Annotated in this window: 17 protein-coding genes; 4 read left to right on the forward strand and 13 right to left on the reverse strand. The window is 61.3% G+C overall.

The window, feature by feature from the left end:
* Window positions 1–23: 23 nt before the first annotated feature.
* Window positions 24–1,643 carry a peptide ABC transporter substrate-binding protein gene (locus MMW58_RS16340; protein ID WP_241721640.1) on the reverse strand — a complete coding sequence of 540 codons (1,620 nt, stop codon included), beginning with the start codon at window positions 1,641–1,643 and terminating at the stop codon, window positions 24–26.
* A 188-nt stretch (window positions 1,644–1,831) separates the two neighbouring features.
* Between MMW58_RS16340 and mpaA the strand changes: the two genes are divergently transcribed.
* Window positions 1,832–2,545, forward strand: coding sequence for a murein tripeptide amidase MpaA (mpaA, locus tag MMW58_RS16345; RefSeq protein ID WP_241721641.1), 714 nt, complete (start codon window positions 1,832–1,834; stop codon window positions 2,543–2,545).
* On the opposite strand, the gene ycjG is transcribed toward mpaA, so the two are convergent.
* Window positions 2,536–3,501 carry an L-Ala-D/L-Glu epimerase gene (gene ycjG / locus MMW58_RS16350; protein ID WP_041145225.1) on the reverse strand — a complete coding sequence of 322 codons (966 nt, stop codon included), beginning with the start codon at window positions 3,499–3,501 and terminating at the stop codon, window positions 2,536–2,538. The genes mpaA and ycjG overlap by 10 nt on opposite strands.
* A gap of 103 nt (window positions 3,502–3,604) precedes the next feature.
* Between ycjG and tpx the strand changes: the two genes are divergently transcribed.
* Window positions 3,605–4,111: a thiol peroxidase gene (gene tpx / locus MMW58_RS16355; protein ID WP_041145224.1), complete on the forward strand. Its 507-nt coding sequence runs from the start codon at window positions 3,605–3,607 to the stop codon at window positions 4,109–4,111.
* A 57-nt stretch (window positions 4,112–4,168) separates the two neighbouring features.
* On the opposite strand, the gene MMW58_RS16360 is transcribed toward tpx, so the two are convergent.
* The 8 genes from MMW58_RS16360 to pspA form a co-directional block, all read right to left on the reverse strand.
* The gene (locus MMW58_RS16360) at window positions 4,169–5,239 is read right to left on the reverse strand and encodes an AbrB family transcriptional regulator (protein ID WP_045855095.1); all 1,071 of its coding nucleotides are present in this window, start codon (window positions 5,237–5,239) and stop codon (window positions 4,169–4,171) included.
* A gap of 69 nt (window positions 5,240–5,308) precedes the next feature.
* Window positions 5,309–6,850 (reverse strand): transcriptional regulator TyrR, encoded by a 1,542-nt coding sequence (gene tyrR, locus MMW58_RS16365; protein WP_133597863.1) that lies wholly within the window; start codon window positions 6,848–6,850, stop codon window positions 5,309–5,311.
* A gap of 189 nt (window positions 6,851–7,039) precedes the next feature.
* Window positions 7,040–8,101, reverse strand: coding sequence for a YcjF family protein (locus MMW58_RS16370; protein WP_133597861.1), 1,062 nt, complete (start codon window positions 8,099–8,101; stop codon window positions 7,040–7,042).
* On the reverse strand, window positions 8,098–9,495 hold the full coding sequence (locus MMW58_RS16375; protein ID WP_132510733.1) for a YcjX family GTP-binding protein: 1,398 nt from the start codon (window positions 9,493–9,495) through the stop codon (window positions 8,098–8,100). The genes MMW58_RS16370 and MMW58_RS16375 overlap by 4 nt, the downstream gene beginning before the upstream one ends.
* A 121-nt stretch (window positions 9,496–9,616) precedes the next feature.
* Entirely contained in the window at window positions 9,617–9,835 is a 219-nt protein-coding gene (gene pspD / locus MMW58_RS16380; protein WP_095097140.1) for a phage shock protein PspD, read from the reverse strand.
* An 18-nt stretch (window positions 9,836–9,853) separates the two neighbouring features.
* Complete coding sequence (gene pspC, locus MMW58_RS16385) at window positions 9,854–10,213, reverse strand: envelope stress response membrane protein PspC (RefSeq protein WP_133597859.1); 360 nt, start codon at window positions 10,211–10,213, stop codon at window positions 9,854–9,856.
* On the reverse strand, window positions 10,213–10,437 hold the full coding sequence (gene pspB, locus MMW58_RS16390; protein ID WP_041145218.1) for an envelope stress response membrane protein PspB: 225 nt from the start codon (window positions 10,435–10,437) through the stop codon (window positions 10,213–10,215). Before pspB ends, pspC begins: the two co-directional genes overlap by 1 nt.
* 133 nt (window positions 10,438–10,570) lie before the next feature.
* Window positions 10,571–11,236 (reverse strand): phage shock protein PspA, encoded by a 666-nt coding sequence (gene pspA, locus MMW58_RS16395; protein WP_041147594.1) that lies wholly within the window; start codon window positions 11,234–11,236, stop codon window positions 10,571–10,573.
* Between the two features lie 152 nt (window positions 11,237–11,388).
* On the opposite strand from pspA, the gene pspF reads away from it, so the two are divergent.
* On the forward strand, window positions 11,389–12,378 hold the full coding sequence (gene pspF / locus MMW58_RS16400; RefSeq protein ID WP_241721642.1) for a phage shock protein operon transcriptional activator: 990 nt from the start codon (window positions 11,389–11,391) through the stop codon (window positions 12,376–12,378).
* Here pspF and MMW58_RS16405 read toward each other — a convergent pair.
* Together MMW58_RS16405 and MMW58_RS16410 are read right to left on the reverse strand one after the other, a co-directional pair.
* Window positions 12,369–13,760 (reverse strand): MFS transporter, encoded by a 1,392-nt coding sequence (locus tag MMW58_RS16405; RefSeq protein WP_241721643.1) that lies wholly within the window; start codon window positions 13,758–13,760, stop codon window positions 12,369–12,371. The genes pspF and MMW58_RS16405 overlap by 10 nt on opposite strands.
* A gap of 25 nt (window positions 13,761–13,785) precedes the next feature.
* Complete coding sequence (locus tag MMW58_RS16410; protein WP_241721644.1) at window positions 13,786–14,955, reverse strand: M20 aminoacylase family protein; 1,170 nt, start codon at window positions 14,953–14,955, stop codon at window positions 13,786–13,788.
* A gap of 173 nt (window positions 14,956–15,128) precedes the next feature.
* On the opposite strand from MMW58_RS16410, the gene MMW58_RS16415 reads away from it, so the two are divergent.
* Window positions 15,129–17,471: a helix-turn-helix domain-containing protein gene (locus MMW58_RS16415; protein ID WP_241721645.1), complete on the forward strand. Its 2,343-nt coding sequence runs from the start codon at window positions 15,129–15,131 to the stop codon at window positions 17,469–17,471.
* On the opposite strand, the gene MMW58_RS16420 is transcribed toward MMW58_RS16415, so the two are convergent.
* Window positions 17,437–18,279 (reverse strand): helix-turn-helix transcriptional regulator, encoded by an 843-nt coding sequence (locus tag MMW58_RS16420; protein WP_241721646.1) that lies wholly within the window; start codon window positions 18,277–18,279, stop codon window positions 17,437–17,439. The genes MMW58_RS16415 and MMW58_RS16420 overlap by 35 nt on opposite strands.
* Window positions 18,280–18,367 lie beyond the last annotated feature (88 nt).

Below are 18,367 nucleotides of genomic sequence, written 5' to 3' on the forward strand. Positions count from 1 at the left end.
CCGAATCACGATGGGATAACGAACTACGGGTGCTTGACGATATACATTGTCCGGCTATAGGCAACATCTTCCGGGTTGGTAATCGGATAGCCCTTCAGCCACGGCTTAATCAAACGTCCGTTGGTGTACTGATAAATTGGCGCAATGGGCGCTTTGGCCATGATTATCTTTTCCGCTGCGTTGTAATCATCGTTGCGCGCCTTATCCGACGTCTCCTGCGCCGCCTGGGCTAAGATCTTGTCGTAGGTCGGATCGTTAAAGCGGGAGATATTACCGCTATGGGTCGAGGTCAGCAGCGACAGGAAGGTGGAAGGCTCGTTGTAATCCCCCACCCACGAGGCGCGAATCACGTCGAAATTACCGGTGTTTCGGCTATCGATATACGTTTTCCACTCCTGATTCTGTAGCTTGACGTCGACGCCGAGGTTTTTCTTCCACATTGACGCCACCGCGATGGCAATCTTCTGGTGGTTTTCCGAAGTGTTATACAGCAGCGTCAACTGCAGCGGACGGCCAGGGCCATAGCCCGCCGCCTGCAGCAGCGCCTTGGCCTGGGCGTTCAGCTCGGCCTGGCTCATGCTCTCCGCCTGCGAAGGCTGCGGCGTAAACCCTGCCGTCACGTCCGGGGTGAAGTGCCAGGCCGGCTTTTCGCCGGTTCCCAGCACTTTTTCCGCCATCAGGCGGCGGTCGATGGTCAGGCTCAGCGCCAGGCGCACGCGCTCGTCGGCGGTCGGTCCCTTCTGCGTGTTAAAGGCGTAGTAGTAGGTTCCCAGCTGCGGCGGGGTGTACACCTGTCCCGGAATATCTTTCAGCAATTTTTGGTACAGGTTTTTCGGGAAGGACTCAGTGATATCGATATCCCCGGCCAGGTAGCGCTTGGTCGCCGACGACTCCTGGTTAATAGGCACAAAGGTCACCTGCTGGATAACCGTTTTGCCATTATCCCAATAGTGGCTATTAGGCACGACAACCAGCTTTTCGTTGACCACCCGGTCTTTTAACACGTAGGCCCCGTTGCCGATAAGGCTGCCCGGACGCGTCCAGTTAGCGCCGCTCTCGACGTTCGCTTTCTGCACCGGATAAAACGCGAAGCTGGCCGTCAGATTACTGAACCACGGCAGCGGCTTATCCAGCTGCACCCGCAGCGTGCGCGCATCTACGGCGGTAACCCCCAGCGTATCGACCGCGGCCTTACCGTCGATAATATTTTGCGCATTCGTGATGCCCGCCAGCGCGGCGAACCAGGCAAAGGGTGACGTCGTTTTCGGGTCAACCTGGCGCTGCCAGCTGTAGACGAAGTCCTGCGCCGTAACCGGGGTACCGTCCGACCAGCGGGCGTTATCGCGCAGGGTAAAGGTCCAGGTACGGTTATCGTTGCTCTGCCAGCGGGTCGCAACGCCGGGAATAAGGTTGCCCTTGGCGTCCTGGTTGACTAAACCTTCAAAAAGATCGCGGATCACCTGAATTTCCGGCAAGCCCACGGCTTTGGCGGGATCTAATGAGGCCGGCTCATCTTTAATGTGCCGTACCAGTACCTGTTTCTCGGCTAAGACGGTACCCGGAGGGACATCCGCCGCCCAGGCCAGAGATGAAACGCTGGCTAACCACAGCGCGCCGCATGTCAATGTGACAGGATACTTCATAAGATCCCCTTTAAAATAAAAAAACCAGAGCTGGCAGAAGAGTGATTATTTGTTTCATCACCTGAAATTGCAAACGGCTTGTGATAGAAAATTGACGCGTATTCTGATTTCATCGTCCAGGGAAACTATTTGATTCCGGGACGGTTTTACACAACACTGCTGAAAATAACCTGCTAACAGGATGCCCTATGCCCGTTTCTCGTCCCCGTACCCAGCGCGGCGCCTTTCCGCCCGGCACCCAGCGCTACGGCCAGTCACATCTTGGCGCGCCGCTGCTGTGGTTCCCCGCGCCGCTGGCCGATAGCCGCAGCGGCCTGATCCTTGCCGGCACTCACGGCGATGAAAACTCGTCGGTGGTCACCCTCTCCTGCGCGCTTCGAACCCTGAAGCCCGAACTGCGTCGCCATCACGTCGTGCTGGCGGTCAACCCCGACGGCTGCCAGCTCGGGCTGCGCGCCAACGCGCGCGGTATCGATCTCAATCGTAATTTTCCCGCGGCAAACTGGAAAGAAGGGGAAACGGTCTATCGCTGGAACAGCGCGGCCGAGCAGCGCGACGTCGTGCTGCTGACCGGGGAAAAGCCCGGCTCGGAGCCGGAAACCCAGGCTCTGTGTCAGCTGATCCACCAGATCCACCCGGCGTGGGTGGTCTCGTTTCACGATCCGCTGGCCTGCATTGAGGATCCTGGCCACAGCGAGCTCGGGCTGTGGCTGGCCGACACGTTCTCCCTACCGCTGGTCGGCAGCGTCGGGTACGAAACGCCCGGCTCTTTCGGCAGCTGGTGTGCCGATATCGGCCTGCCGTGCATTACCGCAGAATTCCCACCGATATCCGCCGACGAGGCCACGGAAACCTACCTGCCGGCGATGATCGACCTGCTACGCTGGCACTCTCAAAGATGAAGAACGCCGGTGCTGAAATGCAGCGCCGGCTCCACGTCAACCGCCAGCCAGGTCGGGCCATCGAGATCGGCGAAACGCGCCAGCGGAGCCAGCGGCAGCGCCGCTGAAATCGCCCGCGAGGTGCAGAGCATGCAGCCAAGCATGCGCTCAAAGCCCTGCTGCTCCGCCTCCTGCGCGAGGAACAGCGCTTCGGTCAGGCCACCGGTTTTATCGAGCTTGATGTTCACCATCTCATAGCGCCCGCGCAGCCGCGGCAGGCTGTCGCGGGTGTGGCAGCTCTCGTCGGCACAGACGGGCAGCGGATGAATAAAATTCTCCAGCGCCTCATCGGCGTCCGCCGGCAGCGGCTGCTCGAGCATCGCCACCCCGATATCGGCCAGCAGCTGGCAGCGCGCCGCCAGGCCATCGCTGTGCCAGGATTCATTGGCATCAACAATCAGCGTGGCCTCCGGCACCGCGCTGCGAATGGCGATCAGCCGTTCGCTGATAAGGCGATCGTCCAGCTTGACCTTCAGCAGGCGCGCGCCCTTTTCCCACAGCGCCGCGGCGCTGGCCGCCATCTGCTCCGGGGTGCCGATCACCACCGTTTGCGCCGTCACCACCCGGTTCGGCAACGCAACCCCCAGCAGCTGCGGAATGCTTTTGCCCACGCTACGCGCCTGCAGATCCCACAATGCGCAGTCGACGGCGTTGCGCGCCGCCCCCGCCGGCAGCAGATGCTGAAGCTGTTCGCGGGTCGCGCCGCTTTCCAGCTGCTCGCCGATCGTCAGAATTTGCGCCATAACCGAGGCAATGCTCTCCCCATAGCGAGGGTACGGCGTGCACTCCCCGACGCCCTTAACGCCATTCTCTTCTACCTCTACTACCACTACCTTCGCCTCGCTGCGGCTGCCGCGGGCAATCACAAACGGGGTATGTAGCGGCCAGGCTTCTTCGTACACTCGCAGGTTTCGCATTCCCAGGTTCCTCCAGGGGAAACGTTAAATAGGATTTGCCGTGCTGATAACGGATGTCATACACTACCCGTGACGTTAACTATATGTAAACAGGAAGATAAACATGTCACAAACCGTGCATTTCCAGGGCAACCCCGTTGCCGTTCAGGGCACCATTCCGCAGGCAGGCGCAGCCGCGCAGCCGTTTACGCTGGTCGCCAAAGATCTCTCCGACGTCGCGCTGAGCCAGTTCGCCGGCAAACGTAAAGTACTGAATATTTTCCCAAGCATCGATACCGGCGTGTGCGCGGCATCGGTACGTAAATTTAACCAACTGGCATCCGAGCTGAACAACACCGTTGTGCTGTGCATCTCCGCCGATCTGCCGTTCGCTCAGTCCCGCTTCTGCGGCGCTGAAGGCCTGAACAACGTCGTCACCCTGTCCACCCTGCGCGCGCCGCAGTTCCTGGCTGATTACGGCGTTGCCATTGCTGCTGGCCCGCTGGCCGGTCTGGCCGCTCGCGCAGTGGTCGTTGTTGATGAGAATGACCAGGTTGTTTACAGCCAGCTGGTGAATGAAATCACCGAAGAGCCGGACTACGATGCGGCCCTGGCGGCGCTGAAAGCGTAATCAGGCCTCTGCCCCGGACCGCGCTTCACGCCCGGCCCGCATGTTCTAAGCCCTCGTTTATCGGGGGCTTTTTTCTTTTCGCGGCGCATAGCGGGAGATAAACCGCGCAATCGCCGGGCCGGTCAACAGGATGGTGAACAGGCGCAGGGTCTGCATCGCCATGATAAACGACATATCGGCCCGCGTTCCCGCCGCAATAATCGCCACCGTATCCAGGCCACCGGGGCTGGTCGCCAGATAGGCGGTCATAAAATCGAGCGGCAGCACCTGCGTCAGGCCAAACGCCATCAGCGAACAGAGTAAAATCAGGCCGATTATGGAGGCGAGGATCTGCGGCAGGGTCTTTAGCGCCAGCAGAAAAATCGCCCGATTAAATTTTAGCCCAACGCTCCAGCCAACGGCGGCATAAGCCAGCGCCAGCAGCCATTCCGGCAGCTCCAGCATCAGCCAGCCCTCTCCCTGCACCAGCGCCCCCGCCAGCATCGGCAGCAGCATCACGCCGGAAGGAAAGCGCATGCGCAGGCCTAGCCAGCCCGCGGCGGCGGTCAGCAGCAGCGTCAAAGGCAGCTGCCCGCTGATGGCGGGAAACCAGACGATCTGCTGGTTCATCTCCTGCGCCTCGCCGCCAGGGGCAAAGCGCACCACCAGCGCCGCCGCGCCGGCGACGAACAGCACCCGCAGATACTGCATTAAGGCCACCAGCCGCACGTCGGCGCCGTAATCCTGCGCCATGACCACCATCGCCGAGGCGCCGCCCGGCGAGCTGCCCCACGCGCCGGTCGCCCCTGGCAGCGAGCTGTAGCGCACCAGCAGCCACCCGGCCAGCGCGCTGAAGGCCAGCGTAGCGAACAGAATAAACAGCACCAGCGGCCAGTGGCCGAGCAGCACGCCAAAAATTGAGGGAGTGAGGGTTAGGGCGATCATGCAGCCAATAATGGCCTGAGCGGCGATAAAAAAGGGTCGAGGTACGCTGATTGTCGCGCCGCGCAGGCTGAAGGTAATGCCGGCGATCATCGGGCCAAGCAGAAGCGCCGCGGGCAGGTGCAGCCAGAACAGCACAAACGACAGCGCGGCGGAGAGGGTCAGGAGTTTCAGCCACGACAGCAGCGGGCCAGGCGACATTACCATCTCAAATCCTGGAAAATAAGTTTGCAGTACGTTGGCCGACGGTCGATGCTGCCGGCCAACGAGGCTGCTCTATTCCTCACCCTTCTTCTGGCTGAGGCCGTACTCGCGCAGCTTATTGGCAATCGCGGTATGGGAAACCCCCAGACGCTTCGCCAGTTTACGGGTGCTCGGGAAGCTACGATAAAGCTGGGTCAGAACGGAACGCTCAAAGCGACGGGTAATATCGTCCAGCGAACCTTCCATCGCCTCTTCGCCTACCGGCAGCGAGGCGACGTCGCTATCCGGCAGCAGGATATCCTGAGGCCGCACTTCGTAGCCCTCAAGCTGCGTCAGCGCACGATAAACCGCGTTCTTCAACTGGCGAACGTTGCCAGGCCAGCTATAGCGGGTCAGCACCGTACTGAGATCGGCGGAGAGCTTCGGCCGCGGGATCCCCTGCTCGTCGGCAAAGCGGGCGACGAACAGCTCGGTCAGCGGAATGATATCCTGCGGGCAGTCGCGCAGCGGCGGCAAATGCAGGGTCAGGACGTTGAGGCGGTAGTAAAGATCTTCGCGGAACAGCCCCTTCTGCACCATCTCCACGAGGTTTTTCTGGGTGGCGCAGATCACCCGCACGTCGACGTGAACCTCGTGGTCTTCCCCCACCCGGCGGAAGGTGCCGTCGTTAAGGAAACGCAGCAGCTTCGTTTGCATGCGCGGCGACATTTCGCCGATCTCATCCAGCAGCACCGAGCCGCCGTTAGCCTGCTCAAAGAAGCCTTTTTTGCCCTGAATGGCATCGCCAAACAGCTCGCTTTCCACCGCGTCTTCCGGGATAGAACCGCAGTTCAGCGCCAGGTAGGGCTTGCTCGCCCGCGGGCTGGCGAGGTGGCAGGCGTGCGCCAGAAGGTCTTTCCCGGTACCGGTATCGCCGACGATCAGCAGCGGCGCGCTGAGCATCGCCAGCTTGCGGGCCTGCTCAACCACGTGGCGCATTTTCGGGCCGACGGCGAGAATTTGGCTGAACGCGCTGGTATCCTGGGTGGTCATGGTCTGCAGCTGACGCCCCATACGCACGGTGGAACGTAGCATTGCCACCGCCCCGGTGAGCACGCGTTCGCCGTGCTCGCCTTCGAGATAGACCGGCGTAATCTCCAGCACAAAGTTCTGTCCGCCGATCACCACATGCTCGCTGTGCGACTCCAGCGGGCTGCTTTCCAGCCAGCGCTGGATGTTAAAATCGGTAATTAGCTGGGCCACCGGGTGATTGCGCAGCCGCTCCTGGCTTTGCGCAAACAGCTGGCAGCTGGCCGGGTTCGCCAGCTCGACTTTCCCTTTGGTGTCCAGCGAGAGCACCGGTTCCGGCATCGCCACCAGCAGCGCCGACAGCGCAAGATGCTCGCGCTCAGACGGCATCCACGGCACGGTGCGCACGTCGGTAACGCCGGCGATACGGCGGATTTCCGCCATCAGGCTGCTAAAGTTAGCGAACTCCAGCTCGGCAAAATTAAGATAGATTCGGCCAATAGGGTCGATGTCTATACCGCGGAGATCGATCCCCCGCAGCACCAGCAAATCGAGCAATTCACGGGTCAGACCAAGACGGTCCTCACAAAAGACTTCAAGACGCATAGGAGTTTTCACCCTAAAAAGGCCAATGACGGATGAATAATAGGACAGTTATTTGCTGGCGTGAAGATAGCTGTCAACAAATATTGACAGTATGGCGGAAAAATGGCCGCTGTGGCGTAAAGGCGAGCGAAGAAAAGCGAGAATGCGCCGCTGGCCGCCGGGGAGCGACGGCCAGATCGGCTAAGAAGGTTATTCCGGGCGGGCTTTGCTTTTTTGCAGCGTCTCTTTCAGCTGGCCGATCAGCTCGCGGCGGAAATCCCCCAGCCGCGGCTTATCGTCAGCGATCCACGGCAGCGGGCGGCACAGCTCCATCGCTTTGATCCCCAGCCGCGCGGTGAGCAGCCCGGCACCGATGCCTTGCGCCGCGCGGGCCGATAGCCTGGCCGCCAGATCCTGCGACATCCAGTCCATTCCAACCTCCCGCACCAGCTCGCTGGCGCCGGCGAAGGCGATATTCAGCAGCACCAGACGGAACAGGCGCAGGCGGCTGTAGTAGCCCAGCTCGATGCCGTACAGCGTGGCAATCCGGTTAATCAGGCGTAAATTACGCCAGGCGATAAACGCCATATCCACCAGCGCCAGCGGGCTGACGGCGATCATCAGCGTCGATTCCGCCGCCGAGCGGCTGATTTCGCGCCGCGCCTGGGCATCCAGCACCGGCTGAACCAGCTGTGCATACAGGCTTACAACTTCACGATCGCTTTGCGTTTCGTGGATCGCGGCATACCAGCGCTGGAGAGCCGGGTGCGCCTGATCGAGCCCCGCCTGCTGGGCAAGCTTTTCGCAAAACGCCCGCCCTTTTCCTACCGCATGGCTGTGCATCAGATCGCGGGCCTCGTCGCGCTCGTGGGCGCGCTGGCGCAGCCGCCACAGGCGCCGCCATTCGGTGGCAACGGAACCGACGCCCGCGCCAACGATCAGCGCCCCGGCCGCGCAGCCGCCGAGCGCAATCCAGTCCTGCGTCTGCCATGCGGTCATCGTCCACTGCACGCCCTGCGCCACCACGCTGACGCCAAATATCGCCAGCCCGGCGCTGACCATCCGCCGCCACAGGCTGCGCTTCGGTCGCAGAACCGATTCCACCACCGCTTCCGCGGTGCCCTCTTCGTCTTCTGTCAGCAGGTCAACCCGCGCCGGGGCAAACTTTTCTGCGTCAGCGCCGGCAAACGCGCGGGCAGACTTTAGCGCCTCGCCAGGCTCCGCCTGCAGCGGTCCGTTGAAATCAAGACGCGGTTTTAACGGTTCGCTCATCGCAATTTATCTCCAATCAAAAACTCAAGCGCCGCGTCCAGGCGAATATGCGGCAGCGGCTTATCGACATCCATCACCCGCGGGCGGAAATTCTCAAACTGAAAGCCCTGCTGCTGCCAGAACGCCTGGCCCGGCAGGCGCGCAGGCACTTCGCCGGGATAGATGGTCAGCGGCTGGCCATCGCTCAGCCGATCGCCGCGCAGCGCGGGAATATTCTCGCCGTTGACCGCAATCAGCCCGCCCTGGGTGGCCTGAATCGACGCCAGCCCCAGGCAGTCCATGCTAATCCCTTCGAAGGCCGCATTTTGCCACGCGTCCTGAATTAGCTGCTGCAGCAGCGACACCATGTTGGCATGCTGATCGACGGTCACGTGATCGGCCTTGGTCGCCGCAAACAGCAGCTTATCAATCACCGGGGAGAACAGGCGGCGGAACAGCGTCCGCTGGCCGTAGTGAAAGCTTTGCATCAGCTGGGTCAGCGCGAGGCGCATATCGTTGAAGGCCTGCGGCCCGCTGTTCAGCGGCTGCAGGCAGTCCACCAGCACAATCTGGCGGTCAAAGCGCAGAAAATGGTCCTTGTAGAAGCCCTTAACCACCTTCTCGCAGTAATATCTGAAGCGCTCGCGCAGCATCCCGGCGTTAGTGTGCTTGTCCGCCTGAGCCAGCCGGGCTTCGCCGACGGCGTCCACGTCCGGCCATGGGAAGAACTGCAGCGCCGGCGCGCCGGCCATATCGCCGGGCAGCACGAAGCGCCCCGGCTGAATAAAGTGCAGCCCTTCGCGCTTGCAGGCGTGCAGATAGTCGGTCCAGGCGGCGGCAATCTCCGCCAGCCGGTTTTCATCGGCCGGCGCCAGCGGATCCAACCCTTCGCACAGCTGGCGCCAGCGCGCCGACCACTCCGCGCGCTGGCCCTGCAGCAGCCCGGTCATTTGCCGCGACCAGCCGAGGTAGTCCTGCGCCAGCATGGGTAAATCCAGCAGCCATTCGCCGGGGTAGTCGACGATTTCCAGATACAGCGTGGAGGTATCCTTGAAGTGGCGCAGCAGCGACTCGCCGGAGCGGTAGCGCAGCGCCAGGCGGATCTCGCTGACGCCGCGGGTCGGCGTCGGCCACATCGGCGGCGAGCCGTAGAGCTGAGCCAGCCCTTCATCATAGGTAAAACGCGGAATGCCGAAGTCGCGCTGCGGGACGCGCTTGACGCCCAGCAGGCGCTCTTCCCTGACCGCGCTGAGCAGCGGCAGGCGCGCGCCGGAGTGGATATTCAGCAGCTGGTTGACCAGCGCGGTGATAAACGCGGTCTTGCCGCTGCGGCTAAGGCCGGTAACGGCCAGACGCAGGTGCCGGTCAACGCCACGGTTGACCAGCGCATTGAATTCAGTTTTAAGTCGCTTCATTGCCATCCCATGCTATCCGTAATATTTCAGGCTAGTGCTTTGAAGAAAGTGCTTTAATCATAAGCCATTAGGTGGGGATAAGCCGAGAAGTTATAAAGTGCGGCACTACGATCCCCGCCCGCTACTTCATGTTGCGGGTTAAGCGGTTTGCCAGGCGGCTGAGCAGCGGCTCGAGAGCAACCGCCAGCAGCATTTTCACCGGCCGACGCGCAACCGACTTGATTGCCCAGCCGGCAACGCCCGCCGGGCCATAGCGCAGCGCGGTCAGCAGCACCAGCCGGCCGGCGATTTTCAGACCCGGTTTTACTTTTTGTCCTGCCTGCTGCCATTTGATGTTCATAGGTAACCTCAGGTTAAGCTACAGCTGACGAAAGCGGCTGCGCAGGGTAAAGGTGTCGGAGGTGACGTAGCGCTCCATTTCCCGCAGGCGCCGCTCGCTGGCCGCCAGCTCGCGATCCGCCTCGGCGAGCAGCTCGCCGCTGGCCGGGACTTTCTCGCCGTTCAGCTCGTTTTCCGGTATCGGATCGAGGGCGAACGTCAGGATAATGTATGCCACCACCACAAAGAAAAAGAGACCAAAAATCATCGCCAGGACGGTTATCAAACGCACCAGCTTAACCGGCACATCAAGGTAGTGCGCGATCCCGGCGCAAACGCCCTTCACCATGCCGCGCTGGGGAATTCGCCACAGTTTTTTACTCAAATCGAGTCCGGCCATTATTTGTCCCTCCAGTTTGGATGCTCGGCATCAAGAATGTCTTCCAGCGTCTGAATCCGTTCGCGCATGCGCTTCGCGTCATCGGTCAGCTGCAGCAGGCGCTGCTGTTCATTCTGCGACAGGCTGCCGCTGGCAGAGCGATTGTTGTAGTGCAGCCAAAGCCACACCGGCAAAACGAACAGCACAAATAACGTCAGGGGTATGGCAATAAAAAGCGTACTCATGTGTACTCCTTACAGTGAGTGAGCGGCGGCGCGCTACGGCGCCGCGACGCTTGATCCTTCAGGCCGGCGGTATCGCCTGCCCTGGTCTTGTCTTGTGACTGGCTGCGCGGCCTGAAGGATTTTGCGTAGGTCATCAGTTATTTTGATTCATTTTGCTTTTCAACGCCGCCAGCTGCTCGCTGATTTCGTCGTCGGCCTTCAGGTCGGCAAACTGCTGGTCCAGCGATTTTTGCTTGCCGAAGCCGTGGCTTTCCGCTTCCGCTTCCATCTGATCGATGCGGCGTTCGAAGGATTCAAAACGCGCCATCGCTTCATCAATTTTACCGCTGTCCAGCTGACGACGCACGTCGCGGGACGAGCTGGCCGCCTGGTGACGCAGGGTCAGAGCCTGCTGACGAGCGCGCGTTTCGCTAAGCTTGTTCTCCAGCTCGCCGATCTCTTTTTTCATCCGCGCCAGGGTTTCATCAACCAGCTGCGCCTCATTTTCCAGGCTGCCGATAAGGTCGGTCAGCTTCTGTTTTTCCATCAGCGCTGCCCGGGCGAGATCGTCTTTATCTTTGCGCAGCGCCAGCTCGGCTTTTTCCTGCCATTCGGCCTGCTGCGCGAGCGCCTGCTCAATGCGGCGGCTCAGCTGTTTCTTTTCCGCCAGCGCGCGCGCCGAAGTTGAGCGGACTTCAACCAGCGTATCCTCCATCTCCTGGATCATCAGGCGAACCAGCTTCTGCGGGTCCTCCGCTTTCTCCAACAGAGAGTTAATGTTGGCGTTCACGATGTCGGCAAAACGAGAAAAAATACCCATAATTTCAATCCTCATAGTTCTGTTATCAGGCAACGGCCTGTGCAGAGACTAATACAAATAGCGTGCCAGTTTTTTATCTCGTTGATTTTAAAAGGCATGGTTGTTATATGCGCAGCGGGTTGCTAAAGTAACCTGGTGAATCACACGACTAAATGGCGAATTTCATCATGGCGGAATACAAGGACAACCTGCTCGGCGAAGCCAACAGCTTTCTTGAGGTGCTGGAGCAGGTCTCACGGCTGGCGCCGCTGGATAAGCCGGTGCTGGTGATTGGCGAACGCGGGACGGGTAAAGAGCTTATCGCGAACCGTCTGCACTTTCTCTCATCCCGCTGGCAGGGGCCGTTTATCTCCCTCAACTGCGCCGCGCTGAATGAGAACCTGCTGGATTCCGAGCTATTTGGCCACGAAGCCGGGGCGTTTACCGGCGCCAGCAAGCGCCATCCGGGACGCTTTGAACGCGCCGACGGCGGGACCCTCTTTCTTGATGAGCTGGCAACCGCCCCGATGCTGGTACAGGAAAAGCTGCTGCGGGTGATTGAGTACGGGGAGCTGGAGCGCGTGGGCGGCAGCCAGCCGCTGCAGGTCAACGTGCGGCTGGTGTGCGCCACCAACGCCGATCTGCCGCAGATGGTTGAAAACGGTCATTTTCGCGCCGATCTCCTCGACCGCCTGGCCTTCGACGTGGTGCAGCTGCCGCCGCTGCGCCAAAGGCAAAGCGACATTATGCTGCTGGCAAACCAGTTCGCCATTCAGATGTGCCGGGAGCTGGGGCTACCGCTGTTTCCGGGCTTTAGCGAGCGGGCGACCGCAACGCTGCTGGGCTACCGCTGGCCGGGCAATATCCGCGAGCTGAAAAACGTGGTGGAGCGCTCGGTGTATCGCCACGGCACCAGCGACAGCGAGCTGGATAACATTATTATCAATCCCTTTCAGCCGCAGCAGCCTCTGCCAGCCGTCGCGGAGCAAACCCCGGACGGCCCCGCGCTGCCGCTGGATCTGCGCGCTTTTCAGCAGGATCAGGAAAAAAGCCTGCTGCAGTCCAGCCTGCTGCAGGCAAAGTACAATCAGAAGCAGGCGGCGGATCTGCTAGGGCTCACCTATCACCAGCTGCGGGCGCTGCTCAAAAAGCATCAGCTCTGAACCGTTCTCGGCAGCATCAGGGCGCTGACCGCCGTCGACCCCAGGCACAGCGCCGCGTTGAACCACAGCGCGTACTGCGCGGCGCTGGCCATGCCGAGGGGCAGGAACAGCGCGAAAAGTGACGCTGTCACGGCTATACCCATCGCGCCGCCCAGCGAGCTGCCCATTTTGTAAATACCGGAGGCCACCCCGACTTTGTTCTCCGGCGCATTAACCACCGCGGTGTCCGTCGACGGCGTCGCGTAGCAGCCCAGCCCGAGGCCAAACAGCACGTTGCTAAAAAAGACGGTCACGATATAGAGCGATTTATCGAGAAAGGTGCAGGAGATAAGCAGGATCCCAACGGCGGTGAAAAGGGGGCCGCTCATCATCGGCAGCCGCGCGCCGTAGCGCTGCAGCAGCTTCTCCCCGACGCGAATCATGACCAGCACGGTGAGCAGATAGCCCAGCGTCATCATCCCGGTCTCCAGCGGGGTCATATTGTGGCCCTTCTGGAGCCAGATGCTGGTAATCATCATGGTGCCGATAGCGCCGTTGAGCATAAAGTTCGACAGCACCGCCGCCCCGTAGGCGCGATTGCGAAACAGCGCAAAATCGATCAGCGCCGCGTCGCCCTTGCGCCGTCCGCTGAGGATAAAATAGCCGCCCGAAACCAGCGAACCGGCCAGCAGCGCCAGCGACAGCCCGCTGCCCCAGCCCCAGCTATGCCCTTTGCTGATAAACAAATTCAGCAGCACCAGCGAGACAATCAGCGTCAGCAGACCGCTGAGATCCAGCTTCTGCCGCTGCGCGCTTTGGCTGCGGCTTTCCGGCGTTCCGCGGAGCAGCAGCAGAGCCGCCAGCGCCACGACGATGGAAAAGACGAAAATCCAGCGCCAGCCAAGACCGGTAGCAATCGCGCCGCCGACGAATGAACACAGGCCGCTGCCGCCCCAGGAGCCAATCACCCAGAAGCTCACCGCCCGCTGGCGCGCCTTCCCTTCATACCAGGTTTTAATCAGCGCCAGGGTGGCCGGCATGATGCAGGCCGCCGATAGCCCCTGCAGCACGCGGCCCGCCAGAAACAGCCCCGGGCCCTGGGCCACCACCAGCAGTCCGCTGCCGACAATACTTAACCCCAGTCCCAGATGGGTCATGCGCATCCGGCCAAATTTATCCGCCAGCCCGCCGCTGGCCACCACAAAACAGCCGCTGAACAGCGCGCTGAGGCTGACCGCCAGGGTCAGGGTTTCGAGGGAAATGTCGAGACTGCTTTTCATCGCCGGAACGACGTTAATCACCGACTGGGCAAACAGCCAGAACGTCAGCACGCTGAGAACGATACCCGCCAGCAGGCGATCGGTACCGACGAACGACGTTGCGTTCAAAGATACGGAACTCATAATAAGGATCCCCCGTCGCAGGTGATTAACGCAGATACTCTTCCGTCAGGCCGCACCACAGCGCCGCGCCCGGGAGAAGGATCTCGTCGTTGAAGTCGTAGCCGGGGTTATGCACCATGCAGCGCTCCGCTTCATCCCCGGCGCCGATGGTGAAGTAGCAGCCGTGCGGATTGTGCTCGAGCATAAAAGCGAAATCCTCGCTGCCCATAAACGGCTTCACCTCCCCGACCAGCCCGGCGCCGAACAGCGACGTCGCCACCTTGCGCACGCTTTCGTTGGCGGCAGGATCGTTTCTGAGCACCGGGCTGCCGTTGACGTGCGTCAGCGTGGCGGTGGCGTTAAAGCTTTCCGCCTGCGCGACGGCAATATCGTGGATCCGCTGCAGCACGGTTTCACGCACCTCTTCATTCAGCGTGCGTACCGTCAGCTTCATCAGCACCTTGTCGTTGATAATATTCGGCGCATGCCCGGCCTGAATGCTGCCGACGGTCACCACCGCCGGCTCAAACGGCGTGACGTTGCGCGACACGATGGACTGCAGCGCCAGCGTGATGTGGCAGGCCACCAGGGTTGCATCGACGGTATGCTCCGGCACCGCGCCGTGGCCGCCAACGCCTCTTACCTCGATATGCAGCGTGTCTGAAGAGGCCATCATCGCGCCGTCGCGCAGGCCGATTTTCCCCAGCGTCTGCCCCGGCATGTTGTGCAGGCCAAAAATGGTGTCGCAGGGAAACTTATCGAACAGCCCGTCCTCAACCATCACCCGACCGCCGTACAGCAGCTCCTCCGCCGGCTGGAAAATCAGGTGCAGCGTGCCGTTGAACCGACGGGTGCGCGCCAGATACTCGGCGGCGTAGAGTAAGGTGGTGGTATGCCCGTCATGTCCGCAGCCATGAAAGCGGCCGTCGACCTGGCTGGCCCACGCTTTCCCGCTGGCCTCCTGCATCGGCAGCGCGTCCATATCCGCCCGCAGGCCAAGGCGACGCTCGCCGTTGCCGACTTTTAGCGTACCGACCACGCCGGTCCCGGCCAGGCCGCGGTGCACCTCATAGCCCCACTGGCCAAGCAGCCGGGCGACCTCATCGCTGGTTTTATGCTCTGCAAAACCGATTTCCGGCTGCTGGTGAAAGCGACGACGGAGGGCAATAAACTGCGCTTCATTAACCTGTAGTGCTTCAATAAGGGGATGTGTCATTTTTATTATTCCTGTTGTTGTGTTTGCGCGACACTTTCGAGTTTATGCTGCCGGACCGGCTTTAATACGCCGTTTTTTGTTTTATATTGACGGGATATTGAGAAGTGTTTTTCATATAAATCGGTTATGACAAAAAATAACACGCAGTTTTTTGTCCTTGCCAGGAGACGACGGTGGAACATCATTCAGGCGACTTTAGCGTCGCGGTTCGCGATATTCGTCAGCTCAGCCAGCCGGAGGGCGACGCGCTGACGCTGCTGTGGACGCTGCAGGGCTGCGTCAGCCTGCATGACGGCGAGGAGCATCAGCAGCTGGATGCCGATCGGCTGAAAATAGTGAACCGCAACCGCCCCTGGCGTCTGAGCAGCCGCGAGCCCAACGCGGTGATGGTTCTGACGCTCTCCGGCAGCTGGCTGACGCGCCTCGACGGTGATTTTTTTACCTTCGACTACCAAACTTCCCTCGATACCCGCGACGCCGACGATAGCCTGCGCCGCCTGATGCGCCAGCTGCTGGTGATCGAGCTGGTGAACCACCAGCCCCGCTATCGCCTTGAGGCCAACCGCTGGCTGAGCGAAATCGTTCTGCTGCTGGCCACCCGCTTTACGCAGCCGATCGCCGCCGGCACGAGGCGCGGGACGGAGAACTGGAGCCGGCGAATTGCCCGGGTCGTCGCGCGCATAGAGGCCAGCTATCGGCACCGGCTATCGCTGCACGAGGTCGCCGCCGCCGAGTTTGTCTCTGAAGCCTGGCTGTCGCGTCTGTTTCACAAAGAGGTCGGCATGAGCTTTGTGCAGTACATCACCGCGCTGCGCCTGAACAAAGCCGCCGAGCAGCTTATCAGCACCCGTAAAACGGTGCAGCAGGTCGCTCAGGAGCACGGTTTTGCCAGCACCCGTATGATGAGCGATCTGTTTAAACGCCAGCACGGCCTGACGCCGCGGCAGTATCGCCAGCAGCGCCCGCAGCCGACGGCGGATACAGCCCGCCCGCGCGCCGGGGCCGGCGACGACTGGCAGCCGGTGGCCGTCGAGCGGCTCTACGCCCGGCTAAACGAGCCGGAGATAAAAGGCTGGGACAGCCCGCCGCTGCTGCTCAATCCCCAGCAGACGCGCCAGATTGATATCCGCCAGTTTCCCGAGCGCACGGCGCCGCTGCGCCATACCCGAATGGTCGTCACCGTTCGCGAACTCGACGATTTACTGCGCGAAGACGTGCGCCGCGAGCTCGAGCAGCTGCACGGCAGCCTGCCGATTTACGCCATCGATATTAACGATCCTTTTCTCAGCAGCCGGCTGTTCGGCACCGGCTGGGACGACCCGCAGATGGCGGGCTACGCCTGCTGGTATAATCTGCAGCGAATTTTCAGCTGGCTGGCAAAAATGGGCTGGGGAGTGATTTTACATACCGGACTGACCACCCGCTGCGACCTGCTCCAGCGCTTCTTACGCCTCGCTGCTAACCATTTCTCCCCCGCCACGCTCGCCAGCTGGCGCTTTGTCTGGCACTGGTCGCCCCAGGCCAGCGAAGAGGCGCGCCTGCACGCGTGGCGGCAGCAGCGTGAAACGCTGCAGGCTTTACTGCCGCAGCCGCAGCTGGGCGTCTGGCACCGCTTTAGCGAAGAGGCGACGAGCGACGATCCTTTTCTTGCTTCGCCGATCCTCGCCGAAGCCGATTTTCTCGCCTGCCAGGCCGACGCCAACGAGCTGCTGGATCTGGCGCAGCTGGATAGCAGCAGGCTAGCCTCCAGCGAGAGCTATCCGGTGCACAAGCTGCGGCAGATCCAGGCCGCCCTGCGCCAGCGCCAGCTCGCGCTTCCCCTGTGGCTGCTGTCGTGGAATACGCTTACCGGCAACACCCGCGACACCAACGGCCGCTTCTTTCGCGGCGCGCTGCTGATGGATAATCTGCTGGGGCTGGCCGATCGGGTGTGGCTGGCGGGATTCTGGCTCAATTCAGGCCTGCAGGGCGAGGCGCGCGCTAACGGCAGGCTGGACACCTCCAGCCTGGCCCTGCACTACCTTCACGGCCTGCCGCGTCCGGTTTACTGGGTTCTGTGGCTGTGGCGGCGCCTGCGCGGCGAAGTGCTGGTTACGGATAAAAACCTGCTGCTGCTGCGCCATAACGGGCACTATCAGCTGCTGCTGCGCAATACGGTCGTGTTCAACCCCTGGCTCTCCAGCGAAGAGACCTTTACCCAGCGCTTCAGCCAGCCCTACAGCATTCAGCTGCTTGGCCTGGCCGGGCGCTGGCGGATTAAACAACATCTGTTTGACCAGCATCACGGGGCGCTGTTTCCACTGTTTGAAGCGTTTCGCAGCCGCAGCGGGCCGGATGACGAAGACTACGGCTGGCTGATGCACCACGCGCGCCCGGCGCTGAGCGTCGCCGAGGAGAGCCCGCAGTCGGGCTGGCATCGCGTTGATTCTCTGCAAAGCAACGCGCTGGTGCTGTATGAATTCTCGCCGCTGAACGAAGAGCCTATCGGGTTTCCGCCTGCGGCTTCTGCTCCCTGACCCGGGCGGCGATTTTAATCCGGCTCTCTTCGCTGGCCGGATTGAAAACCATCATGTTCAGATCCGCGCGCCCCTCGACGCTAAAGGTCGAGAATTCCAGCTCAATCATCCCTATCTGCGGGTGGTGCATGCGCTTAAACCCTTCCCCGTGCCCGGCGACATCGTTACTCCGCCAGTAGGCGTCAAACTCCGGGCTTTGGTGGGAAAGTTCGGCAATCAGCCGATCGGTGTCTGGAGAAGCACCCACCCGCGTGACGTCGGCGCGAAAGGCGCTGACGATAAGCCGGGCGACGGCGTGCCACTCCTCCAGCGCGCCGCGGGCCTGGGGGTTGGTGAACAGCCGGCGCAGAATGTTACGCTCGGCCAGCGGCAGCTGCCCGTAGTCGGTCAGAATGCAGGCCGCAGCGTGGTTCCACGCAATAACGTCCCAGGTTGCCGTTTTGATAATCGCCGGCACCTGGAGGACATCAAGCACGCGCTGCAGGCGCGGAGTGATATCGTCGCTGACGGTTACTCGGGACTCCGGCAAATGCCCGAACGCCAGGATAAACAGATGGTCGCGCTCCGGGGTCGTTAGCCTTAGCCCGCCGGCAATGCGGCTAAGCACCTCCCGGGACGGGGCGCCGCCGCGCCCCTGCTCCAGCCAGGTATACCAGGTCGGGCTGATACTGGCGAGCTGGGCGACCTCTTCCCGCCGCAGCCCGGGCGTGCGCCGTCGGCCGGCCTGAAAGCCAAACGCGGTTGGGTCGAGGCGTAAGCGCCGCGCCCGCAAAAATTCACCAAGTGCATGGGTTGAGGAGTCGGTCATCGTTAGCCTGTTAGTTTTTATACCCTGATAATGTCTCTACTTTTATAGTATCGCGTTAAGACTACCATAGCCTGGATACTCATTCTGG

This window comes from Klebsiella sp. HC6, from assembly GCF_022605325.1.
Classification (GTDB): domain Bacteria; phylum Pseudomonadota; class Gammaproteobacteria; order Enterobacterales; family Enterobacteriaceae; genus Klebsiella; species Klebsiella terrigena.

What these genes read in the sequence shown, in the direction of transcription:
- pspD (WP_095097140.1), bottom strand. Translation starts at nt 9,835, where the DNA reads ATGAACATCAAATGGCAGCAGGCAGGACAAAAAGTAAAACCGGGTCTG.
- MMW58_RS16420 (WP_241721646.1), bottom strand. Translation starts at nt 18,279, where the DNA reads ATGACCGACTCCTCAACCCATGCACTTGGTGAATTTTTGCGGGCGCGG.
- MMW58_RS16405 (WP_241721643.1), bottom strand. Translation starts at nt 13,760, where the DNA reads ATGAGTTCCGTATCTTTGAACGCAACGTCGTTCGTCGGTACCGATCGC.
- tpx (WP_041145224.1), top strand. Translation starts at nt 3,605, where the DNA reads ATGTCACAAACCGTGCATTTCCAGGGCAACCCCGTTGCCGTTCAGGGC.
- ycjG (WP_041145225.1), bottom strand. Translation starts at nt 3,501, where the DNA reads ATGCGAAACCTGCGAGTGTACGAAGAAGCCTGGCCGCTACATACCCCG.
- pspA (WP_041147594.1), bottom strand. Translation starts at nt 11,236, where the DNA reads ATGGGTATTTTTTCTCGTTTTGCCGACATCGTGAACGCCAACATTAAC.
- mpaA (WP_241721641.1), top strand. Translation starts at nt 1,832, where the DNA reads ATGCCCGTTTCTCGTCCCCGTACCCAGCGCGGCGCCTTTCCGCCCGGC.
- MMW58_RS16410 (WP_241721644.1), bottom strand. Translation starts at nt 14,955, where the DNA reads ATGACACATCCCCTTATTGAAGCACTACAGGTTAATGAAGCGCAGTTT.
- MMW58_RS16375 (WP_132510733.1), bottom strand. Translation starts at nt 9,495, where the DNA reads ATGAAGCGACTTAAAACTGAATTCAATGCGCTGGTCAACCGTGGCGTT.
- pspB (WP_041145218.1), bottom strand. Translation starts at nt 10,437, where the DNA reads ATGAGTACGCTTTTTATTGCCATACCCCTGACGTTATTTGTGCTGTTC.
- pspC (WP_133597859.1), bottom strand. Translation starts at nt 10,213, where the DNA reads ATGGCCGGACTCGATTTGAGTAAAAAACTGTGGCGAATTCCCCAGCGC.
- MMW58_RS16370 (WP_133597861.1), bottom strand. Translation starts at nt 8,101, where the DNA reads ATGAGCGAACCGTTAAAACCGCGTCTTGATTTCAACGGACCGCTGCAG.
- MMW58_RS16360 (WP_045855095.1), bottom strand. Translation starts at nt 5,239, where the DNA reads ATGGTAATGTCGCCTGGCCCGCTGCTGTCGTGGCTGAAACTCCTGACC.
- pspF (WP_241721642.1), top strand. Translation starts at nt 11,389, where the DNA reads ATGGCGAATTTCATCATGGCGGAATACAAGGACAACCTGCTCGGCGAA.
- MMW58_RS16340 (WP_241721640.1), bottom strand. Translation starts at nt 1,643, where the DNA reads ATGAAGTATCCTGTCACATTGACATGCGGCGCGCTGTGGTTAGCCAGC.
- tyrR (WP_133597863.1), bottom strand. Translation starts at nt 6,850, where the DNA reads ATGCGTCTTGAAGTCTTTTGTGAGGACCGTCTTGGTCTGACCCGTGAA.